Origin of the sequence: Pseudothermotoga lettingae TMO, assembly GCF_000017865.1 — a bacterium.
Lineage (GTDB): Bacteria > Thermotogota > Thermotogae > Thermotogales > DSM-5069 > Pseudothermotoga_B > Pseudothermotoga_B elfii.
On record NC_009828.1, the window covers coordinates 1,650,850 to 1,671,693 of the forward strand.

Genomic DNA, 20,844 nt, shown 5'->3' on the forward strand with positions numbered 1-20,844 from the left:
TTCTGCCGATTATCTGCATTGTTTCTCTTAATTTCTTTTAGTAACTTCGATTATCTTTTTATTGCTGAGTGAATTGAAATTTGACTTAGGTTAACGATAACGTTATCGTTGAAGTAGATTACACTGGTTACTCTCAAATATGAACCCTCAGCCATACGCTATTCTAAAAATTTCAGGGGAGGTAGAATTATGAAAAAAGTTCTTCTGGTTGTCGGTATCATGCTTATTCTGGCAATAGCAGTCACGGCAAAAACAACGATAACTGTCTGGACATTTTTCAGTGGTGGTGAAGGATTTATAGTAACTGATCTAATCAAAAAGTTCAACGCTGAAAACCCTGATATCGAAGTTGTCGAACAAATAGTCGAATGGGGCGAACTTTACAACAAATTAACTACAGCAGTTGTTGCAGGAGATCCACCCGATGTTTCTGTCATGCATCTTGCAATGATACCGGATTTTGCCTCAAGAGGGGCTCTGACAGCCATTGACAATTATGTGTCCAAGGATATTTTGTCTGATTATGTACCGGAAGTTATTTCAAAGGCACACTACAACGGCAAACTCTATGCAATCCCAATCGATACGCACCCTCTTGTTCTCTATTACAACAAGAAACTTTTGAAAAAAGCAGGATTAACTGACCAAAATGGTGAAGTTCTTGTCCCAAAAACCTGGGATGAATTGATCAGTTATGCAAAAACAGCCAAAGACAAACTTGGCCTGGAAGTTGGTATATCTGCAGAAAATGGGCCAATGACTGGTGAAAGACTTTTCATAGCATACTACACACAGCTTGGCGGTGAATTTTACGATGCAAAAACAAATACAATCAAACTCGATCTTGAAAAAGCCAAAAAGACCTATGAGTTCATTAAAAATCTCTTTGACTCGGGCATTATAGAATCGATGGATTACAATACTGGAGAATCACTTTTTCAAAATGACCAATCTCCATTCCATTTGAATGGTGTCTGGGCAATGGCAGTTTATCCAACACTCGATCTGGAATTTGGTGTTACAAGTGTGCCTGCAATCCCTGGTAGCAAACCATACACGTGGGCAGATAGTCACACATGGGTGCTTCCAAAACATCCAAAAGATGATCAGAACAAGATCAAAGCCGCTGTGAAATTCATAGAGTGGTTTGCAAAAAATTCCGCAGAATGGGCAAAAGCAGGGCATCTACCAGTTCTCAACAGCGTTCTGAAATCTGATGCCTTCTTAAAGTTACCAATGAGAGCTGATTATGCACAGGTTGCAAACTTTGTTGTGCCTGCACCGAGTATGAGGGGCTGGGTAGAGATCAGGCAGAAAATGTGGGAACTCAATCAGGCTGTTATTCTTAACCAGATCACACCCGAGCAGGGTGCAAAAGAATTACAGCAAACAATTAAGAACGTTTTGTCAGACTGAGGTCTGATACGAAAGAAGGGGGATATCCCCCTTCTTTATTCTTTCGCACGGAGGGGTTTCATGACTGTTCATAACAGGAAAAAACATACATTGCTTGCCTATTTATTTTTTCTGCCTTTTGGTGCCTTGCTGGTTGTTTTCAAATTGATTCCCTTTGTAAATTCAGTCAGAATGGTATTTTACAAATGGGACATTCTGGGTACACCTCAATTTATAGGCCTTTCAAATTTGTCGCGCATGTTTTCTGACAAAGTTTTTCTGTCATCACTGTGGCATACCTTTTATTTTGTCATTCTGACAGTTCCGCCAATTATGATTTTGTCTTTTCTGGTTGCCGTGCTTGCAAACAGTAAAATGCACGCAAGGGGTTTTTTGAGGTCTGCTTTTTATCTCCCATACACTTTGACAATCTCAGTTGTCTGTCTGACATGGTCTTTGCTCTACAATCCATATTTTGGATTGATCTCAAAAGCCACAAAATCCATAGGACTGAAAACCATTAACTGGCTTGTTGATCCATTCTGGGCCATGCCGGCTGTTGCCATCACCACTGTCTGGTGGACGATGGGGTTTTGCGTCATTTTATATATTGCGGGCCTGCAGCAAATACCATCTTCTTATTACGAAGCAGCAGAACTTGATGGTGCCAGCAGTTTCAAAAAAATGATCTTCATAACAATACCACTTTTGAAGAGAGTGCATGTTCTTGTTATTGTGACTCAGATCATAGCTTCACTTCAGATTTTCGGGCAGGTTTACATCATGACGGCAGGAGGACCGGCTGGAAAGACTCGAACAGTTATGCAATATATCTATGAACAGGGTTTTAGATATTTCAAAATGGGCTATGCACAGAGTATGGCTTTTATCATGTTCCTCATAATGCTCGTTTTTTCATATTTGCAGCTGCGTTTGATGATTTCCTCTTCAAAAGAGGAGTTGATATAAATGAAGGTAAAAAAATATATTCTGACGATTCTGGCAATTTTTCTGTCTGTTATCTACCTGCTTCCTCTTATCTGGATGACCCTGGCATCTTTTCAATCACAGAAAGATATCCTTGCCGGAAAATGGATACCATCTAAATGGTCGGCCGATAATTACAGGACAATACTTCAAAGGGCAAAGATTGGCGCGTGGTTTGCAAATAGTCTCGTTTCTTCCTCGATAGGGACAGCTGGAATCATTGTAATCTGTACACTTGCAGCGTATGCGGTGAGTCGAATGAATTTTCCGGGGAGAAAATTTCTCTATTTTCTATCTTTGACCGGATTTATGATACCAGGTCAAGCAATTGCCATCCCGTTATATCTGATGATCAGAAAAATCGGTCTTGTGAATAATCTTTTTGGAATAATACTGCCAGCTTTGCCTTCTTCTATGGCGGTTTTTATACTCTCACAGTTCATGAAAGCTATACCATCAGATTACGAAGAAGCTGCAAGACTGGACGGCGCAGGCGAGCTGGATATAATGTTCAGAATAATCCTGCCAATGTCTCTACCTTCTATCATAACGGTGGCTGTGCTTCACTTCACCTGGATATGGAACGATTTTTTCTGGCCTTTGATTGTCATGACAAATGAAAAGATGTACACCCTACCAGTTGGATTGGTGGCACTGGCAGGTTCAGATGTCAACATACGTTATGGTCCAATAATGGCGGCGAATGTGCTGGCATCCTTGCCAGTCGTAGTAGTTTATCTTTTCATGCAAAGGTATCTAACACGTGGAGTAGTTTTGAGTTTAAGGTGAAAGGAGTGTAAGACAGTGAGAATAACTCTAAACCATGGCTGGAAAATAACTTACGATGATGGTACTTGTGACAATATTTCTTTACCGCACGAATTTCCAATGACTGAGCAAAGCTATCCAAACCCGGTTTGTTTTTCGGGCTTATATGAAAGAAAATTGACCGAATTGAAAGGAATATCCAACAAAAGAATCATGTTGAGATTTCATGGGATTGATTGGCTATCGAAAATCTATGTAAACGGCAAGCAAGTCCTGCATCACGAAAATGGCTATGATTTGTTTGAAGTTGAAATAACAGATTTTCTCAACTTTGATGGCCATGATATCTTAAAAATCCATGTTTCTGATTTTGACATATCTGACAAGCCGGAAATTGTCGTGGGAAAACAAGATTGGTATGGGAATGCTTGCGGAATAATCCAAAATATCGAACTGTGGGCTGTAGATGATGTTTTTATAAAATCTGCTAAGTTCATACCAATGAAAGATTTGAAAACCATCAAATGCGAAATTGAGTTTTCTGACAAACAAGAGCATGATTTTTCTCTAACCGTGATAGATCCATCTGGAACGCAAATTCTGAATGAGAAATTTAGCCGCTCAACATTTGATCTTCTCATTGACGATCCGAAACTCTGGTCTTTGAAATCTCCCCAGCTTTATACAGCCATAATCGATTTTGCCAAAGACAGTTCGAAAGACAGGTTTCAAACCACATTTGGCATTCGATCAATTGATGTAGATGAAGACAGGATACTGTTAAATGGTGAACCTGTTTATATATTCGGTGCACTCGATCAAAATTTCTATCCGGTCAATCACTACACACTGCCTGAGAAAAACGATCTTCTCTCTGAATTATTGAAGGCCAAAGAAATGGGGCTGAATCTTTTAAGATTCCATGTGAAAATTCCAGATGATCTTTACTTAGAAATTGCCGATGAACTTGGTCTCCTGATATGGATAGACCTGCCATACGCGAGGCAGTTAAATGAAAAATCAATGGGATATCTTGAAAAATTGCTTGAAAACCTTTTAAAAAGGCATGCAAATCACCCGAGTTTTGTCTTGCTGAGCTTGATAAACGAAAGCTGGGGGGTGGATCTATCAGAGGAACAAACGAGAAGCTGGCTCAAGATGTTTTTCAGAAAAGCCAAAGTCCTTGATGATACAAGGCTATACGTAGACAATTCTGCATGTATGGGCAATTTTCACGTTATATCCGATATAGATGATTTTCATTTTTATCATTCATTTCCGTATCACAATGCGCAATGGGATGAAAAAATAAAAAGCTTTGCTACAGGTGATTTTAAGAGCTTTTTTGAATCAAGCACCGAATCAAAGAAATTACCAAAAATCGTATCAGAATTCGGTGTCTGGGGACTTTCTGATCCAAAAGATTGGGAAGGTAACTGGATGAAATTTCCTGTAACTACGATGGGTATGAAATTTTCTAATTCATCACCTATCGAGGCAATTGCACGCGTTTGCGGCTTTCACAACATAGATGACTTTATTTACCAAACCCAGCTCAATCAATTTCTGGGATTAAAGTATCAGATAGAAAAGATAAGACTCCGGCCAGAGATTTCAGGATATGTTATAACAGAATTCTCAGATATTGCCTGGGAAGCCAATGGTTTACTCGATTATAATCGCATGCCGAAAATCTTTCATTCTAAGTTGAGATTTCTCAACAAAAAGATTCTGCCAATCATTAAAAACCACACGGCAATTATCCAAGATGGAGATACCTACCATGCTCAAATCTATATAGCTAATAATTCAGGAAAAAATATGGATGCAGATTTAATCATAAGAACAGATACAAAAATCCTCAAACAGATACCAGTGCCACTGAAAAAATGGTCAGTGTCAGAAGGTATAGATTTCTCTGCAAAATTTGAACATGATACACAGAATATCTTTCTCGAGGTTTTTGAGAATGGAAATTTGATTAGCCGGAACTTCTATCCAGTAGTTGTTTTAGGGCCAGCACCTCTGAGTGATGAGATACTCTGGGTAAATGACGATTTGTTGCAAGATGAAGAACTTGTATCAATCTCTGAAAAAAGAAAGCTTCATGGTTTTCTTGATTTATCAGGAGATTGGATAAGCAATTTAACCATATTCAACACAAAGAGAAATAAGAATATATCTGCCCTGCTATGGTCCTTAGGTGAAGTTGCATCAGAATATGTGCTCATATCAAAACAGACTGATAAAATGTTGTCTTCTGACAATTCACTCATAAGCAAGATCACAGGCTGGGGCTATGCCTTTACTTCTATACTGTATATAAAAGAAAAGGAGGGAAAGCGAAAGGTCTACACAACGTTGAAAAACAATCCACTTTCAAGATCAATTATTTCTTATGTATTATACTAAATGAAGGTGAGTTCGGGTGAAAAAATACGTGACGATGAAAGACATCGCCAAGCGAGCTGGCGTTTCAGTCAACACAGTTTCGAAGGCCCTGAGAGGCAAAGACGATATAAGCAAGCAGACCCGGCAGAAGATTCTCAAAATAGCCAGAGAGATCGGTTATATAAAAAACACAACGGCTTTTGCTTTGAGGAGAAATCAAACAAAGACCGTTGGAGTTGTCATAGAAGACAGCTCCAACCCTTTTTTTGCAGAAGTTCTTAAAGGCATCGAAGCTGCTACAAGAAAATTCGGTTACCAATTACTTTTGATGAACACAGAGACAGATCCAAAAACCCAGTCGCAGGCTATTACTACTCTACTTGAAAGAAGAGTTGAAGGTCTGTTGATCAGCCCATTTGGGCAGAATACAGAAGATTTTGAAAAACTTTTAAAGATGAATTTTCCCTTCGTGTTAATCGGTAGGCATATGTACCGTTCAGGCATCGATGAAATATACAACGATGAAATCAAAGGGGGCTATTTGGCAACAAAACATTTGATTTTTAGAAATAGAAAACGCATACTTTTCATCAACACAAGCATGGACAACTCTGCATCAATAATGAGATATGAAGGCTATAAAAAAGCACTTTCCCAAGCAAATATAGAACTTTCTGAAGATTACCTTATCACTGCTCCTTACAATAAAAATATGGAAGCAGGATATATGGGAGTTAAGGAAGCAATCAAAAGGGGTATAGATTTTGACTCTATATTCTGTTACAACGATATGTTCGCATTTGGTGCGATAAAAGCGCTGGATGAACTTGGAAAAAAGGTGCCCGAAGATATAGCAGTTGTTGGTTATGATGATATCTGTTTTGCATCTTATTTTCGCCCGCCTTTGACTACCGTTCAAATCAAGAAGTACGAAATGGGTTTTGAAGCTTTCAAAATCCTTCTGGAGCGAATTACCGGTAAAAGAAAAAGCTATAAACAGCTAATACTGGATGTCGAATTAGTAGTTAGGCAAACCAGCTGAATAAAATAAAAGGCGGGCTTCTGCCCGCCTTTTTTCAATACAATACAGGGCCTGTAATTACTGGCTCTTTGTATATGGGATAGGTAAGCGGACATCCCATTAAGCGAGCTATCAATCTTGGTATATCTGTGTTGTCAAACCAGCCGGTGAAATATTCCGCACCAGGTCCAAAGGCAAAGATTGGTACAGGATTTCCCGTATGGTCAAAAGTGGTCCATCCAACTAAGGCTTTGCTGCTTATGTACTTTCCAAAGTTGTTTGGTAGATCATAGTAACTTTTTGCTGTTTTCTTGATGTTCAACAACCATTCGTATTCTGCTTCGGTCATATCGATTGAATAAATTTCTTTAACAGCACTGATGAATTTTTCTTTTTCTTCGATATTGAATTTAGCCAAAAAAGTATCGGTATTCATTTTGAATTTTTTGAGCATTTCAACCTCAAGCATATAAGTACCAGTAGAAGTAGAAAGTCCACCAGTTTCGTGATCGGCCGTGATAACTATCAGAGTATCTGGGTTTGTTTTAGCAAATTGTAAAGCTACGCCTACAGCTTTATCGAATTCAGCAACTTCTTTCCAGACTCCATAAGGATCATTCCCGTGTGCCTCCCAATCAATTTGTGATCCTTCGACCATTAAAAAGAATGGTTCACCATCTTTTGATAACAGCTCAAGTGCCTTTTCAACCATTTCGTAGAGCATCGGCTGCTCTCCACTTCGATCGCTTGCCGCAGCCATGTGACTGCTTGAAAAAAGAGCAAGCACTTTATCTGAGTCAATATTAGCAAGCTCACTCTTTTTGGTCACATAAGCATACCCTTTTTCCTTTGCCAGTGCTATCAAATCTTTTTCATCTTTTCTGCTGCTGCCCTTGACAGACATTGGTAAAAAGTTTCTGTAGCCTCCGCCCATGATAATATCAACCGTTGCATTTGTGATTAATTGTTCTGCAAGTTCGTTTTCCATATCTCTATCTGGAACATGTCCATAGAATGATGCTGGAGTAGCATGTGTAATTCGGCATGTGACAACTATACCTGTTTTCATTCCGTATGCTTTGGCAACCTCTATGATCGTCGGTACAGATTCTTGGTTTGGGAGCATGCCTATCATTCCGTTGTTTGTTTTAAAACCAGTTGCAAGTGCTGTACCAGCTGCAGCAGAATCAGTTACCCATGTGTTGGCAGAAAACGTCTTGACAATGCCTGTGTAAGGTGTTTTCATCATGTTCAATGTCTTTCCCTCAAGCAAACTTGCAAGATAAAGGTGGTTGAAACCCATTCCATCGCCAATGAAGTAAATGACGTTTTTGACATGTGCAAATGCCACAAATGTTAAAGCAAGCAGCAATATCACCGCAAGAACTTTTTTCATAAATTCACCTCCCACAATGATAGATTACCAGGTAAAATTCTAACTCATTTTCACAGGTTTGAGATAAAATTAAATTGAGGTGAAATTATGGTTGAAAAACTTGTTGATTTCTGGAAAGCCTGCTGCTATATTTCAGCCGGAATGATCTATCTCAAAGACAACCCCCTACTGAGAACTCCCTTGAAGTCTGAACATATAAAAAACAGATTGCTTGGCCACTGGGGTGCTTCACCCGCCTTGAGTTTCGTATATGTTCATGCTAACAGAGTGATAAACAAGTACAATCTGAATGCCATCTTCATTGCTGGGCCCGGCCATGGCGCGCCTGGTGTAATAGCGCCTGTATATCTTGAAGGGACATTGAGTGAATACTATCCGGAATTCACACAAGACGAAGAAGGGATGAAAAAACTCTTCAAGTATTTTTCTTTTCCAGGTGGTTTTGGCAGCCACTGCACACCTGAGCTACCCGGTTCGATACAGGAAGGTGGTGAGCTTGGTTATTCACTTTCTCATGCCTATGGTGCAATTTTCGACAATCCAAAACTCTTAGCTGTAACGGTTATTGGAGATGGCGAAGCAGAAACTGGCCCTCTTGCGGCATCGTGGCATTCCAATAAATTTCTCAATCCAGCAAGAGATGGTGCGGTTTTACCAGTACTGTCTTTGAATGGCTATAAAATAAACAACCCAACAGTACTCGCTCGAATAGAAGAAGCCGAACTACTCAATTTGTTCAAAGGCTATGGCTATGATCCAATCATTGTTGATGGAACAGATGATTATGTTGAGTCGCACCAAAAAATGGCTGAAGCGATGGATAAGAGTGTTGAAAGAATAATCAATATCTGGTCTGATGCCAAGGAAAAAATTCAAAGGCCAATTTTACCCATGATAATTTTGAGATCTCCAAAAGGCTGGACTGCCCCCAAGATCGTCAAAGACCATTACATCGAAGGATACTGGAGATCACATCAGGTACCACTTTCTGATGTCAAAGAAAACACAGAAAACCTCGTGATTTTGCAACAATGGTTGATGAGCTATGAACCCAATAAACTATTCGATCAATCTGGAAAATTGAGAAAAGATTTACTTGAACTCATTCCACCAGATAATCTGAAGATGAGTAAAAATCCCATCTCAAACGGTGGGCTTATCAGAATTCCATTGAAATTGCCCCAGTTAAAAGAGTTCTCCATCGATCCGCAGCAACAGAAATACCACGAAAACACCCGCCCGCTTGGAGACTATCTCAGAAAGATCATAGATCTTAATCCAAATAATTTCAGAGTTTTTGGACCGGATGAAACAAAATCCAACAGACTTGATGCAATATTTGCTCATGGCAAAGCCTGGAATGCAAGAATTTTTCCAGTTGACAGCGACGAAGGCTATCTTTCAGCCTTTGGAAGGGTTATGGAAATTCTCTCTGAACACACGATCGAAGGTTGGCTTGAAGGCTATTTGCTCACAGGCAGGCATGGTTTTCTAAATACTTACGAAGGTTTTGCACCTATTATTTCTTCGATGGTCAATCAATTTGGAAAGTGGATCGATATATCTTCGGATATTTCCTGGAGAATGCCGGTTTCTTCTTTAAATCTGCTGCTGACTTCTGTGGTATGGCGGCAGGATCACAACGGTTTCACGCATCAAGACCCGGGTTTTATAACCTCAATTGTTGACAAATGGCCAAACGTAGTCAGAGTTTATTTTCCACCAGATGCAAATACACTTCTGGCAACGACATGGCACTGTCTGCAGACAACAAACAGGATAAACATCATCGTGGCCGATAAACAAAAACATCCACAATATCTGAATATTGATGAAGCAATCAAAAACGTGATAAAAGGAATTGGAATCTGGAATTTTGCATCAAATCATCCACAAGAAGAACCAGATGTTGTCGTGGCAAGCTGTGGAGATATTCCAACAAAGGAAGCCATCGCGGCAGTGAAGATTGTTAAAGACTTTTTCCCGGAGCTCAGAATAAGATTTGTAAACGTGATAAATCTTTTCGCTCTAACACCGAGCGGTGAGCATCCTGATGGATTGACTGATAGAGAATTTGATTCTTATTTCACCACTGACAAACCTGTTATATTCAACTTCCACGGTTACCCATGGCTCATACACAGGCTCACATACAGAAGGAAAAATCACGACAATATTCATGTGCGAGGTTATCGCGAGAACAGAAAATATGGAATAGATTCCACCGCACTTTCACCGTTCTTGAAAGGAAGAGGTGGTATAACCACACCGATGCAGCTATCGATTTTGAATCAAACTGACAGATTCAGTATAGCAATAGACATAATAGACAGGGTAGAACGCATAAGCCAAAAAGCCGGTTATGCAAGAGATCTGATAAGAAACGCTCAAATTGAGGCTCTTCAATATGCTTATGAACATGGAGTAGATAAACCAGACCTTTGTGATTAAAGGGGGGTGGGAAGTTTGAAAATTAAAGCTCTGTACATCAGTGGCAGGCAAACTGTCATGGTTGTGCTTTTAGAATTTCTGCTGATCTGGATTGGATTGCCAGTTCTTGTTTTCAGCTTGCTTGGCTGGAAGGTTTCTGGCTGGGTTATTTTTCTTGGTTTTATCGGCAGCTTGATCCTGGCTTTCGTTGTTTGTGTAAAAACTTATGGACTGGTAATGAGTTTTGCCAAGGAAAAATATGGAACGCTTTCTTTTGAAAATGATTGCATTGAGTATCAAATAGGCAAACGTAAAGGCAAGATCGATTTGAAAAAACCACATGATGTAAAAATCTGCTCCGGTTCAAGCGGGCTGGGAAAACCATCTGCCCAAATTGATTTTCGACAAACTGGTTTGATCATTCATCTTTATAAAGCAATGCGTAATGAAGTTCTGGATGTATTTTCAGACCCATACTTTGTCGAAGAACTTTCTGTTTTGCCCGAAGAAGGTTTATGGGGTTTTGAATTGTTGGCAGATGATTCTGAACAAAAGAAATTTTTCTTCACCATGTTAGAAAGCCTGTGGAAAAATCGTGAGAAAAATACATATTTTCAGTCCTATGCGCATTACCCGTGGTATCAAAAACCAAATCCCGCTTTTGAATACATCAAGGTAATAAAAACCGATTCCATGACAATTGAAGAAAAAGAATTTATAGACACACTTTTAACAAAATTTGTAGATAAGTTTGACGATTCCTATGTGCGTACTACTCCAGATTATCTTGTAGGATGGGCTTACAAATCTTTGAAAAGCACATGGACCGGTATGCCAGATTACTACTGCATAATGCCAATTGGCCACGTTAGTGTTGAAGTTTCCCTGCCAATGCCAGACTGGAAACCATTCATTATTGGACAATTGGTTATAGAGACTCTTCATAGCCTGGGGGGTTCTTCAAGACCATATGGCCCACCTCTTCAAGACCGCAGATATTTATACATACGCGGGCATGATGAACATGGCAAAACGCTGGAAATGGCTTTTGACTGGTATGAATTAACACATCCACTGTATGAAGAATCACAGAGATTTGTAAGATTTGTCAATCGTATTTCCATTCCTCATTAGATTTGAGTGAAACTATAGTTTCCATTTCTCTTAGATTCGATTGAAACGCGTTCCTGTGCCTATAGCTTTTGTTTTTGGCATGGCTTTTGGGCATTTTTCAAAAGGCTCTGTTTATCAATATAGTAGCAAAGAAAATATTTCCTATTTTGAAGCGTTTAGAATAGAAAAACTCCGAATCTGAACGATCTATATTTGGAAGCAGGCATTATTTTCCACGATTGGCTTTGGCTGTTATGTAATCTATCGAAATCCGGACCACCCCCGTTTGATTCAACATTGACAGAATACATTTTTCACCTTCGTTTTCATAACCTGGGGCAAGCTTTTTCACAAGATTGTGCAGGGCCTGTTTCTTTTCTTCTCCATCAACAAATTCTGCCCTGCCAAAAACGGTAGCACTTTCATATTTCGTGGAAAGTTTCTGCGCAAGAATCTCATTTTCTGCTACCACATTGAAACATACTTTGGGATAGTTTTTTATGCTGTCAACTTTATGGCCATCTAAGGCTGTGTGAAAATATATATATCCATCTATAAAAACATAATTTACAGGTACACAATATGGAAACTCACCATCCCAGGTTGAAAGCACTCCATACTGACCTTTTTCCAGTATTTTATATGCTTCCTGTACAGAAAGCTGCCTCTCAGATCTCCTCACAGGTCTAAACACTTTTCACCCTCCTGATGCGAGAATTTTTCAACCTCTTAAAAGTATAAGCCAAATTCAGATTATCGACCTACACTCAAAGCTATCTGAACGTGATAGAATTTTCTTTGAAATAAGGGGGTTTGAGAGATGGTGCTTTTTCCAAAAAAAGGTGAGGAGAACACAGAAAAAACCTTACAACTTGCAATTGAGGAAGCAAGCAAATGTGGAAAAAAACTGCTGATATCTTCTACCCGCGGTTATAGTGCAGAAAAGGCTTTAGAAATGATACCGGATGATTTTCAATTGATTGTGGTCACACATCATCATGGCTTTAAAGAAGTAGATCATCAAGAGTTTTCTGAGCAAACATTTCAAAAACTCATAAATAAAGGCCATAAAGTTCTCACCGCAACTCACGTTCTTTCTGGAATTGAAAGAGCCTTCAGGAGAGAATACAATGGCATTCATACTGCCGAAGTTATAGCCAATACTCTGAGGCTGTTTTCTCAGGGGGTCAAGGTTTGTGTGGAAATGAGCCTTATGGCAGCAGATGCCGGATTAATCAAATGCAGTGAATGGATAGTTGCGTGTGCGGGCAGTTCAAAAGGGCTGGATACGGCAATGGTTATCAAACCGGCAAATACATCAAGAATGCTGGAATTAAGAATTGGAAAGATCATATGCATGCCTTCTGAATATACAGGTTAAACAAATTCTGAAAAATTTTACTTTGCTGTGAACAAGCTGGCGATGTTTCTAAGACTCTTTCACTAAATTTATGATGCCCAAGCAAACTTGAATATTAATCACATTTCTGTATGAGATCTTGCTTAGATTTATGTTTATAGGCAGTTGAGTTTTTCCCTTACAAATTTGTTAACCAAAAATTTTACTTATGAGATTTTACGAGAAAATGTGAATTTATTCGAGATATTGTAAGATTTTATTCAAATTTATTCCTTGTTCCAAATTTTTTCTGGATTATTAGAACTACTTACTGCTAATACTGAAAAACAATCCTTGACAATACCAATAATACGGGATAACCTGCTGCGGTTTTTTGAAAACGTGCGCAATTCGGTATTTCCTAACACTTTTAATATTTTCATATCACTTGAATTTTTGTGATCGTGGTAAACTATGTTATATGGATTACAAAATCTTTGCCTGGATAAGTGTTGTTTTACTTTTTTACAATTTTTCGCTTTTTCCACTGAGAAAAATCATGAGAAATGTTAAGGGGGCCAGAAAATTTCTGAAAATTGGTTCATTGCTGCACAAATATACAGGATTAGCCCTGATTGTAACAGGTTTTATTCACGGTTATCTGGCGCTGGGCATTTTTATATTTCATACAGGTTGGATTTTGTGGTTTAGCATAATTTTGCTGTTTGCATATTATTTGTTGAGGAAAGTTCTTAAAAGAAAATGGATGTATCTTCACAGATACACAGATTTTCTTGTCTTAGGATGGTTTTTTGTCCATTTATTTCTTCCGTGGTTGCTGTGAAGGTTTTTCTACAGATTAGCAAAAACTGCCCTTAATACATGCTTTCTGTGAGTTAAAAAGCTATGTTACGGAATATGAACAAAATTGACATAAAAGTATCTTTATGATATATTCTTTTTGAATTAACGCAAGGGTATGGGGGGAGATGAGGAGAAGACCGTACCCCTTTGGGGTGTGGTCTTTTAGTTTTTTTTAAGATATTTATAGATTATTTAAGCTATCTCATATACCATGGGGAGAAGGAGGTGTTAGGATGAAGAAATTTTTGGTGATATCTTTGTTAGTTTTAACAGTTTTGTCGTTCGCAAAAGTAAAGATTCAATTCTGGCATGCCATGGGTGGCTGGCGAATTGAAGTAATTCAAAACATGGTGAACGATTTCATGAAACTCAATCCTGATATCGAGGTGGAAGTTCAGTATGTTGGAAGTTACGAAGAAATATTAGCAAAAACAGTTGCTGCTGTGCAGGCAGGTACACCACCGCACGTGGTTCAATTGAATGAAATAAGCACCCAAAAAATGATTGATAGCGGTGTCGTAGTTCCTGTTCAAGATATGATTGACAAAGATCCAACTTTCGATGTTGGTCTGTTTCTGCCACAGGTACTTAATTACTACCGGGTTGGCGAAAAGCTCTATTCAATGCCATGGAACAGTTCAACACCACTTTTGTATTATAATAAAACGCTTTTCAAAGAAGCCGGACTTGATCCAGATAATCCCCCGAGAACTTACAGTGAGTTGATAGAGGCATGCAGAAAGCTTGTTAAAAAAGATGAAAAAGGAAATGTTATCAGAAGTGGTATAACCTGGCCACTTTATTCCTGGTTCTTTGAAGAGTATATGGCTCTGCAAAACAAATCACTTGTCGATAACGACAATGGAAGAACGAAAAAAGCAACCAAAGCCACTTTTAACAATGAAGCGGCCATGAATTTTCTCAACCTGTGGGATAAATTGACGAAAGAAGGATTGATGATCAACACAAAACGCGCCGACTGGACAGCCGCAAGACAACTTTTCATATCACAAACGGTAGGGATGCTCATATCTTCAACATCAGATGTCGCACTGCTGATGAATGAATCTGCCAAACAGGGGTTTGAACTCGGAACAGCATTTTTACCACTTCCAGATGGTGCGCAGCGTGGAGGAGTTATAATAGGTGGAGGAAGCCTGTGGATTATAAAACAAAAAGATCAGCAGGAAATCAACGCAGCTTGGAAATTGGTTAAATATTTAGCTGAACCAGGACCTCAAATAACGTGGCATCAGGCAACAGGTTATTTTCCAATAAGAGTGGATGCAATTCAAACATTGCAGGTTCAGGGGTATTACAGAGATAATCCACATCATCTGACGGCTATTCTTCAACTTCTAACGAGTGTACAGAATTACAACACAAATGGTGCAATAATTGGTGCTTTTCCTGAGGTTAGAGACGCTATTGAAACAGCTGTGGAAAAAATGATATCTGGCTCCATCACACCTAAGCAAGCTCTCGATGAAGCAGAAAAGAATGCAAACAAAGCTATAAAAGAATATTTTTGATAAATGCGGCTGGCTCTGCCCAGCCGCTATGTTTTTCATGGAGGTGCTCGCGTGAAAAGAAAATGGCTGCCGTATATTTTTTTAATTCCAACCTACGTTATCATCGTCCTGTTCATATATATCCCTGCTGCTGATTCATTTTACTCGAGTTTTATGAAAATATCTGTATTTGGAAACAGAAAGATATTTGTTGGATTGCAAAATTACCTAAATCTTTTTCAGGACCCTGATTATATTTTGGCGGTAAGATTCACTTTAATATACACCGCTGCTACTGTTCTGGTATCTATTTTTTTATCGTTCTTTTTTGCGTTGTTGTTAGATCAAAAAGTTCCTGGCTCGAGAATATACAGAACACTTATTTTTGCACCATACGCTGTTTCACATGCTGTTGCAGGAGCCCTCTGGGGTTTTCTGTTGAATTCTGTGGTTGGGCATGTCAATTACCTGACAAGAACACTGTTTGGAATACAGGCCCAATGGTTAACAACCAAACCATTCGCTGCATATTCATTGATAATAGCTTCCATCTGGAAAACATTACCGTTCAACATTATTTTCTACTTAGCAGCACTTCAAAATATTTCGTCCGAGGTAATTGAAGCCAGCATAATCGATGGTACAAATTCCTGGACGAGAACCTGGAAGATTATATTTCCGCTTGTTTCGCCGATAACTTTCTATCTTGTCATCATGAGCATAATATCTTCTATGTTTCAATCTTTCGCAATCATAGATGTGATGACAAAAGGTGGTCCAGGTGGTTATACAACCAATATGATATACAAGCTCTTCATGGATGGATTCAGATTTCAGAAAACTGGCTTAGCTTCTGCAGAAAATGTCATACTCTTTTTTATAATGATCGTGGTAACGGTGATTTATTTTTCTGCCGCGCAGAAGAGAGTTCATTACCAATAGAGGTGAAATGTGATGAGAAAATCAACCAGAAAAACTATAAAAGTTGTGACAACTGAGATATTTCTGATAATAGCAAGCATTTTTATGTTTGCACCTGTTTTTCTGGCAATTGTTATGAGCATTCAACCACCAGAATTTGTCTTTTCTTATCCTCCCAAATTTCTCCCACAAGGATTTTTCACCAAAAATTATCTCGATGCTTTCAAAATAGTTCCATTTGCAAGAATGATGCTGAATAGTGCAATAATAGCTGTTTTGATTACCTTTGGAAAATTGATCAGCGGTACACTTTCAGGTTATGCATACGCAAACTTTCAATTTAGGGGAAGCAGGATTTCTTTTTACATACTTTTTGCGACACTCTTTATACCTTCTGAAATAGTCTTGATAGTTCCCCTTTTTAAAATAGTCAGTAAATTCGGCTGGACAAACACATATATGGCCATGACAATACCATTTATGGCAAGTGCAACGAACACTTTCCTGATGCAACAGCATTTCAAAACTATTCCGAGAGAATTTGAAGATGCAGCAAAAATTGATGGAGCAGGTTCAATGCAGTATTTTTTCAGGATCGTACTTCCTCTTTCAAGACCTATTATAGCTGGAGCAGCGATAATAAATTTCACATACGCATGGAATATGTACCTTTGGCCATTGATAGTGGCGATGGAAGATAAAATGAAAACAGTTCAAGTTGCCATAAACATGATCATAAACGCGGAATCTTCCAACAACTGGGGAATAATAATGGCCGGGACAGTGATTGCTCTGGCACCGACACTTTTGCTGTTTTTCACACTTCAGGATTTGTTTGTAAAATCACTTGTAAGTACCGGAATAAAGGGATGAATCATTTGAACCTGTACCAGAGAATACCTATTATTTCATGAATTGCCCACAGGTTTGCTGTTAAAGCATCTCTATTTGGTAAATAATCAGACCAACCGAGCTTGGAGTGATTGTAAAGATAGCCTGTTGGGCATGGATGAACTGTGAATCTGGCCTTAGAAAATGAATAAATGGCACGCTTCATGTGAATTGCTGATGTTACGACAACCACGTTTTGAAAACCTTTCTCTCTGCAGATTTGCGATGTAAAAATCGCATTTTCAAAGGTTGTTTTTGCATCTGGCTCGATTATTATCGCCTCTGCCGGAAAACCTAACGATATGGCTAAATCTCTCATGACTACTGCCTCTGGAGGTTGATTCAGCAATGGTAACATTCCTCCAGATATTATCAGAAAAGAATCAAAGTCCTTTGCTATCCGGACGCCTTCGAGCAATCTTACTATAGAACTTTGTGATGGCTGATAACCATTAGGAGTCTTAACAATACCTCCACCAAGAACAACAACAGCATCAATCTTTTTCGGGATAGAAATTTCATAAGATCTTTCAAGAGGTAAAACAAGTGTTAGAGCACCAAGACCACTGGAAAAAAAGTAGAAACAAAGCGCAAGAAAAATCATAAAAATCGCCGTGTTTCTACTTTTTTTAAACTGCAAAATGCCTATTAATAGAAACAATGTCACGAAAAAACCTGGAGGAAGAAGAAAAGCTTCAACAACCTTTTGAAATATAATCATTTTTTCCTCCAAGCATACTCAAAACTAAACTTACATGCATCTGTGTGCCAACAAGCAAGGAATCTTCATCAATATCAAAGTACGGTGAATGGTGAGATCTTTCCAGACCTTTTTGCGAGTTTGACGCACCTATGAAATAAAAAACACCCGGTACTTCTTTCAAAAAGAACGACATATCTTCTCCACCCATAGTTGGAGGTACCTCAACGACATTTTCTTTGCCAAAAATACCTTCAGCAATTTTTCGAACATAATCTGTTAATTTTTCATCGTTCACGAGAACAGCTGTGCCATCTTTATGGTCTATTTCAAAATCTAACTCGTGAGCCATACACACACCCTGTGTAATTCTTTTTATACTTTCTTTTACCAAATTTCGACTATTCTCGCTCAACGTTCTAACAGTTCCCTGCAAAATGGCCGTTTCAGGTATGATATTGAATGCACTTCCCGCTTGAACCTTTCCAACTGTGACAACAACACTCTCAAATGGATCTATTTTTCTACTAACAATGGTCTGAAGAGCCATTACAAGCTCGGCAGCCGCAATTACTGGGTCTTTGCAGTAATGTGGTTGAGCACCATGACCGCCCTTACCTTTGAGAATAATCTGAAATTCATCTGCGGCGGCCATGAGTGCACCACTTCTGATACCAATCTTTCCACAATCAAGCTGTGACCAGAGATGCACACCAAAAGCATAATCGACATCTGGATTTTTCAAAACACCTTCCTCTATCATTGGTAAAGCCCCACCTGGCGGGAATTTTTCTTCTGAAGGCTGAAAAAGGAATTTCACATTTCCGCTGAGTTCAGATTGATGGGCTTTCAATATTTTTGCCGCAACAAGTAACATGGCTGTATGGCCATCGTGCCCGCAAGCATGCATTACACCATCGATCTTTGATTTATAAGGAACATTATTCAGCTCTTGTAATGTGAGTGCATCCATATCTGCCCTCAACATAATTGTTTTACCAGGTTTTGCACCTTTGAGCAACGCAACAACGCCTGTTTGAGCCACATTTCTTTTAACTTCTAATCCTACTGATTCAAGATACTCTGCTACCTTTTGTGAAGTTCGGTGCAATTCAAAACCAACCTCAGGATACATGTGAAAATCTCTCCTCAGTTGAATCAACTCGTCTTTATAAGATAAAACTTCACGGCTTATCACACATTCACCCCCTGATTAACCTGCTGATGTAACTCGGTGTATTTCCACATTTGAATCTATTTTTACCATTCTATCTTCTGTATATATTTCGCCGTTTACAAGAACAACGTGCTCTTCGCTGTTTAAACCCAATTTTTTTAGAATATCTATTACCTTTATAGACCCTTCAAATTTGTATGTTCTTCCCTGATAATTAACTGTTATTCTATTATCCACACCAGATCACCGTTTTTTAACAAAGCGGCATTCGCTTCATCTGTATCGACGTGGAACTCAAGAGCGAATTTTTCACTGACTCTAACCAGGACATCATCGAATATGAGTCTGCGTCCCTCTTTTTCACAGACCACTTTTACAATATCTTTATCTTTAACTCCATAGTGTTGAGCATCTTTTGGATGCATGTGAATGTGCCTCTTGGCTAAAATTACTCCTTTGTCTTTTATAACCGTTCCCCTGGGACCTACTATGACTATACCTGGCGTGTTTTCTATATCCCCTGAATCTCTCACAGGAGGATTCAACCCAAGCTTGAAAGCATCTGTTCTTGAAATTTCTATCTGTGTGTTGTTTCTTGCTGGTCCGAGTACTCTTACTTGCTCGATAGCGCCTTTGGGACCTACTATTATTACCTTCTCATCTGCCGCATATTGTCCAGGTTGCCCCAGATCTTTCACAGGTTTCAATTCATAGCCTTTTCCAAAAAGTATTTCTATATCTTCCTTAGAAAGATGAACATGCCTGTTGCTGACGCCAACAACAATACCAGGTTGTTTTTTATCCACCTCTCATACCTCCTCTGTAAGGATTAACAAGTGCTTTTCTTTTTTTAACAATTACATCGTTGATAGTTTTAACTTTTGCCTTAAATGGGCCTCTTCTCACACTTAACCATCCAAGACCAGCTATAGCAAGCTCTTCTCCTGTATTTAACTCAAATTCCTCTTCTTTCCAATTTAATGAATCCATTGAAAGCTCTTTTGGTTTAAAAGGCGGCACAAGCAATCTGCCATATTGCTTAACGTGCAGATTGTCTGCCTTCGAAGTACTGGTAACATGAAATTTTACAGACTCGCTTGCAAATATTTGAAAAATTGGTGGCAGCTCTGTATCAAAAGAGAAATCTAACCTGCACAGACCTCCAATAAATATTGTTTGACCTTTTTGAGGCTTAAAAGTCATTCTACTCAGGGATTTCTGAGAAATCTTTTTCTGAGATCCAGGTTCCAGAAAATCTATTATCCTGCGATTTGAAAATATCCCTGGTGTGTCAAAGATATCCGTATTTTTCACAGTTGCTTTTATCAAATCAAGTGTGGTACCCGGAAAAGGTGTAACATTAACATCGACACCGGTTAATTTCTGAAAAATAGAAGATTTTCCAACATTGGTCATACCAACGAAAATCACATTTTCATAAAGCGAGAGTGCCCTTAGAAGAGATCTCGTTCCATAATTCTTCGCTGCGCTCGTCAGATATACGTCCCTGAACCTTTGCCCTTTCAGCCTTTCTTCAACCCAGGATTTGATCTCACGAATCGTGACAGCTTTTGGAAGAAGATCTATCTTGTTCACAACAATTATTTTATTCAGATCTTTCAAAATTTCTGCAAGCAATGGATCATAACTTCCTTCAAAATCGCTTATATCCAAGACCCAGACGATAACTTCAAATTTTCGAACAAGCTTTGACAACCTTTTGGCAAAATCATTTGTAATCTTCACTGATTCAAGCTTTCCATAATGTCTCATTCTGAAGCATCTCTGGCAAAGAATATCTTTTCCCTCTGCTCTTCTTTTCTGAAAAACTTCTAAGGGTACATAGCCAGGTTTTCTTTGATTTTCATGCTGTATCTGAGCCCCACACCCTCTACATTTCATACAAAATTCAGTGCTCGCTGCACTGTTTCCTCCTTTTT

19 protein-coding genes are annotated in these 20,844 nt (G+C 38.9%); 12 read left to right on the plus strand and 7 right to left on the minus strand.

Going from position 1 to position 20,844, the window contains the following annotated elements; translation table 11 throughout:
- Nucleotides 1–189: 189 nt before the first annotated feature.
- The 5 genes from TLET_RS08115 to TLET_RS08135 are packed head-to-tail and all read left to right on the plus strand — an operon-like array spanning nt 190 to nt 6,583.
- A complete protein-coding gene (locus TLET_RS08115; RefSeq protein ID WP_012003608.1) occupies nt 190–1,416 on the plus strand; it encodes an ABC transporter substrate-binding protein in 1,227 nt (408 codons plus the stop codon).
- 60 nt (nt 1,417–1,476) lie between these two features.
- Nucleotides 1,477–2,364: a carbohydrate ABC transporter permease gene (locus tag TLET_RS08120; protein WP_012003609.1), complete on the plus strand. Its 888-nt coding sequence runs from the start codon at nt 1,477–1,479 to the stop codon at nt 2,362–2,364.
- On the plus strand, nt 2,365–3,171 hold the full coding sequence (locus TLET_RS08125) for a carbohydrate ABC transporter permease (RefSeq protein ID WP_012003610.1): 807 nt from the start codon (nt 2,365–2,367) through the stop codon (nt 3,169–3,171).
- Between the two features lie 15 nt (nt 3,172–3,186).
- Nucleotides 3,187–5,562, plus strand: coding sequence for a glycoside hydrolase family 2 protein (locus tag TLET_RS08130; protein ID WP_012003611.1), 2,376 nt, complete (start codon nt 3,187–3,189; stop codon nt 5,560–5,562).
- Nucleotides 5,563–5,578: 16 nt separating this feature from the next.
- Complete coding sequence (locus TLET_RS08135) at nt 5,579–6,583, plus strand: LacI family DNA-binding transcriptional regulator (protein WP_012003612.1); 1,005 nt, start codon at nt 5,579–5,581, stop codon at nt 6,581–6,583.
- A 34-nt stretch (nt 6,584–6,617) separates the two neighbouring features.
- On the opposite strand, the gene TLET_RS08140 is transcribed toward TLET_RS08135, so the two are convergent.
- Nucleotides 6,618–7,958, minus strand: a complete 1,341-nt coding sequence (locus TLET_RS08140) for an alkaline phosphatase (RefSeq protein ID WP_012003613.1) — start codon at nt 7,956–7,958, stop codon at nt 6,618–6,620.
- An 87-nt stretch (nt 7,959–8,045) separates the two neighbouring features.
- Between TLET_RS08140 and TLET_RS08145 the strand changes: the two genes are divergently transcribed.
- Nucleotides 8,046–10,409 carry a phosphoketolase family protein gene (locus TLET_RS08145; RefSeq protein ID WP_012003614.1) on the plus strand — a complete coding sequence of 788 codons (2,364 nt, stop codon included), beginning with the start codon at nt 8,046–8,048 and terminating at the stop codon, nt 10,407–10,409.
- Between the two features lie 15 nt (nt 10,410–10,424).
- A complete protein-coding gene (locus TLET_RS08150; protein ID WP_012003615.1) occupies nt 10,425–11,522 on the plus strand; it encodes a hypothetical protein in 1,098 nt (365 codons plus the stop codon).
- 205 nt (nt 11,523–11,727) lie between these two features.
- On the opposite strand, the gene TLET_RS08155 is transcribed toward TLET_RS08150, so the two are convergent.
- Nucleotides 11,728–12,195, minus strand: a complete 468-nt coding sequence (locus tag TLET_RS08155) for a pyridoxamine 5'-phosphate oxidase family protein (protein ID WP_012003616.1) — start codon at nt 12,193–12,195, stop codon at nt 11,728–11,730.
- Between the two features lie 126 nt (nt 12,196–12,321).
- Between TLET_RS08155 and TLET_RS08160 the strand changes: the two genes are divergently transcribed.
- The 5 genes from TLET_RS08160 to TLET_RS08180 all read left to right on the plus strand — a co-directional run bounded on the left by TLET_RS08160 (nt 12,322) and on the right by TLET_RS08180 (nt 17,009).
- Entirely contained in the window at nt 12,322–12,882 is a 561-nt protein-coding gene (locus tag TLET_RS08160) for a pyruvate kinase alpha/beta domain-containing protein (protein ID WP_012003617.1), read from the plus strand.
- A 439-nt stretch (nt 12,883–13,321) separates the two neighbouring features.
- The gene (locus tag TLET_RS08165; RefSeq protein WP_041428448.1) at nt 13,322–13,684 is read left to right on the plus strand and encodes a hypothetical protein; all 363 of its coding nucleotides are present in this window, start codon (nt 13,322–13,324) and stop codon (nt 13,682–13,684) included.
- Nucleotides 13,685–13,937: 253 nt separating this feature from the next.
- Nucleotides 13,938–15,236: an ABC transporter substrate-binding protein gene (locus TLET_RS08170; protein WP_012003619.1), complete on the plus strand. Its 1,299-nt coding sequence runs from the start codon at nt 13,938–13,940 to the stop codon at nt 15,234–15,236.
- A gap of 51 nt (nt 15,237–15,287) precedes the next feature.
- Nucleotides 15,288–16,157 carry a carbohydrate ABC transporter permease gene (locus TLET_RS08175; RefSeq protein ID WP_012003620.1) on the plus strand — a complete coding sequence of 290 codons (870 nt, stop codon included), beginning with the start codon at nt 15,288–15,290 and terminating at the stop codon, nt 16,155–16,157.
- Nucleotides 16,158–16,169: 12 nt separating this feature from the next.
- Nucleotides 16,170–17,009, plus strand: coding sequence for a carbohydrate ABC transporter permease (locus tag TLET_RS08180; RefSeq protein WP_012003621.1), 840 nt, complete (start codon nt 16,170–16,172; stop codon nt 17,007–17,009).
- Between the two features lies 1 nt (nt 17,010).
- Here the strand turns inward: TLET_RS08180 and TLET_RS08185 are convergent, their stop codons facing one another.
- Genes TLET_RS08185 through yqeH form a run of 5 tightly spaced genes read right to left on the minus strand, consistent with a single transcriptional unit; the run spans nt 17,011 to nt 20,806 of the window.
- Nucleotides 17,011–17,748 carry a YdcF family protein gene (locus TLET_RS08185; RefSeq protein ID WP_012003622.1) on the minus strand — a complete coding sequence of 246 codons (738 nt, stop codon included), beginning with the start codon at nt 17,746–17,748 and terminating at the stop codon, nt 17,011–17,013.
- On the minus strand, nt 17,723–18,925 hold the full coding sequence (locus tag TLET_RS08190) for a M20 metallopeptidase family protein (protein ID WP_012003623.1): 1,203 nt from the start codon (nt 18,923–18,925) through the stop codon (nt 17,723–17,725). The genes TLET_RS08185 and TLET_RS08190 overlap by 26 nt, the downstream gene beginning before the upstream one ends.
- Nucleotides 18,926–18,940: 15 nt before the next feature.
- The gene (locus tag TLET_RS08195; RefSeq protein WP_012003624.1) at nt 18,941–19,141 is read right to left on the minus strand and encodes a ubiquitin family protein; all 201 of its coding nucleotides are present in this window, start codon (nt 19,139–19,141) and stop codon (nt 18,941–18,943) included.
- On the minus strand, nt 19,126–19,710 hold the full coding sequence (gene pduL, locus TLET_RS08200; RefSeq protein ID WP_012003625.1) for a phosphate propanoyltransferase: 585 nt from the start codon (nt 19,708–19,710) through the stop codon (nt 19,126–19,128). The genes TLET_RS08195 and pduL overlap by 16 nt, the downstream gene beginning before the upstream one ends.
- Nucleotides 19,703–20,806 carry a ribosome biogenesis GTPase YqeH gene (gene yqeH, locus TLET_RS08205; protein WP_012003626.1) on the minus strand — a complete coding sequence of 368 codons (1,104 nt, stop codon included), beginning with the start codon at nt 20,804–20,806 and terminating at the stop codon, nt 19,703–19,705. Before yqeH ends, pduL begins: the two co-directional genes overlap by 8 nt.
- Nucleotides 20,807–20,844 lie beyond the last annotated feature (38 nt).

Excerpts from the sequence above, each read along its gene's own strand:
- TLET_RS08120 (WP_012003609.1), top strand. The coding sequence starts at position 1,477 with ATGACTGTTCATAACAGGAAAAAACATACATTGCTTGCCTATTTATTT.
- TLET_RS08180 (WP_012003621.1), top strand. The coding sequence starts at position 16,170 with ATGAGAAAATCAACCAGAAAAACTATAAAAGTTGTGACAACTGAGATA.
- TLET_RS08185 (WP_012003622.1), bottom strand. The coding sequence starts at position 17,748 with ATGATTATATTTCAAAAGGTTGTTGAAGCTTTTCTTCTTCCTCCAGGT.
- TLET_RS08145 (WP_012003614.1), top strand. The coding sequence starts at position 8,046 with ATGGTTGAAAAACTTGTTGATTTCTGGAAAGCCTGCTGCTATATTTCA.
- TLET_RS08125 (WP_012003610.1), top strand. The coding sequence starts at position 2,365 with ATGAAGGTAAAAAAATATATTCTGACGATTCTGGCAATTTTTCTGTCT.
- TLET_RS08115 (WP_012003608.1), top strand. The coding sequence starts at position 190 with ATGAAAAAAGTTCTTCTGGTTGTCGGTATCATGCTTATTCTGGCAATA.
- TLET_RS08140 (WP_012003613.1), bottom strand. The coding sequence starts at position 7,958 with ATGAAAAAAGTTCTTGCGGTGATATTGCTGCTTGCTTTAACATTTGTG.
- yqeH (WP_012003626.1), bottom strand. The coding sequence starts at position 20,806 with ATGAAATGTAGAGGGTGTGGGGCTCAGATACAGCATGAAAATCAAAGA.
- TLET_RS08160 (WP_012003617.1), top strand. The coding sequence starts at position 12,322 with ATGGTGCTTTTTCCAAAAAAAGGTGAGGAGAACACAGAAAAAACCTTA.
- TLET_RS08170 (WP_012003619.1), top strand. The coding sequence starts at position 13,938 with ATGAAGAAATTTTTGGTGATATCTTTGTTAGTTTTAACAGTTTTGTCG.
- TLET_RS08165 (WP_041428448.1), top strand. The coding sequence starts at position 13,322 with ATGGATTACAAAATCTTTGCCTGGATAAGTGTTGTTTTACTTTTTTAC.